Annotated in this window: 1 protein-coding gene; it reads right to left on the bottom strand. The window is 42.4% G+C overall.

Annotation, left to right across the window (positions count from 1 at the left end; all coding sequences use genetic code 11):
- A partial coding sequence (locus ACKWCA_RS23970; protein WP_413980785.1) for an AMP-binding protein occupies window positions 1–1,225 on the bottom strand: 1,225 nt, incomplete at both ends.

The following is a 1,225-nucleotide window of genomic DNA, read 5'->3' as shown; positions in this document are numbered from 1 at the left end:
ATAGCCCCTGGCAAGCCCAGCTCCGCCTATGCAAAGTTCTCCCGTTGTTCCTTTGGGCAATAGCTGATTGTTGACACCAAGAATATATGCCTTTGTATTTCCTATGGGCCTACCGATTGGAATACGATCCCGACAATCTTTTCCTATTCTATAACAAATCGAAAAAGTAGTGTTCTCTGTAGGACCATAACCATTAATCATTTGGATTGCTGGGTACATTTCCATTATCTTGTTCACATGATAGGGACTAAGTGCCTCCCCTCCAATTAAAAGATATTTTAAACCTTTAAATATTTCAGCTTTTTCGTCAACATGGAAATTATACAATGATGAAGTTAACCACATCGTATTTATATCATACTTCTTAATCGCAGCACCTAATAAATTAGAATCTAAAAGTGTAGCCTGAGGTGGTAAATAAAGTGACCCTCCATTTAATAGGCTGCCCCATATTTCAAATGTAGTCGCATCAAAGGAAAATGCACCTGTCAGTAAAATCCTTGTCGATTCATCAAGTTCGACATAATCCGCATTGACCACAAGGCTTACTATGTTCCGGTGACTAATCATAACTCCTTTTGGCCTGCCGCTTGTGCCCGAAGTATAAATCACATAAGCCAGATCACTTAAGAGACCATTGGACAGGGTTTCTTCATGGGCCTGTTGAATCTCAATGGAAGATATATCGAATACCGAATAGGTGTCGCTGATATCCTCAGGTAAAAGACTGTCGGTCAAGATCACATTTACTTTAGCGTCGTCCAACATATACCTTATACGTTCCGAAGGGGCATCCATGTCTATAGGAAAATAGGCCGAACCGTTCATCAAGATCCCCACTATTGCAACTATCGTATCAATCGATCTATCCCCGAAAACACCTATAACGTCCCCACGGGATGAACGGGAGCTTAAAAAATCGGCCACTCCTAAAGCACTTTCGAAAAGTTCACTATAGGTAACACTTTCACCACCATTAAAAACAGCTACACTATCAGGAGCCTTCTCGACCTGGTCCTCGAAAAGGTCGATGACCGTCCTGTCCAAGGGATAGGCCACCGCCGTATCATTGTAAGCGTGCAAAAGCTCATCGCGCTCATCGGGGGTGATCATGGCTATGTCCGATAACCGTACCGTTGGATCTTCTATGACACTACCTACTATATTTTTGAAATACGTGACAAAACGCTCCATCGTTTCCCTCTTGAACAGATCCGTGGAGTAT

Origin of the sequence: Maribacter corallii, from assembly GCF_047345415.1 — a bacterium.
GTDB lineage: Bacteria > Bacteroidota > Bacteroidia > Flavobacteriales > Flavobacteriaceae > Maribacter_C.
Note: the sequence above shows the minus strand (reverse complement) of the source record. Positions and strands in the feature narration are given on the sequence as shown.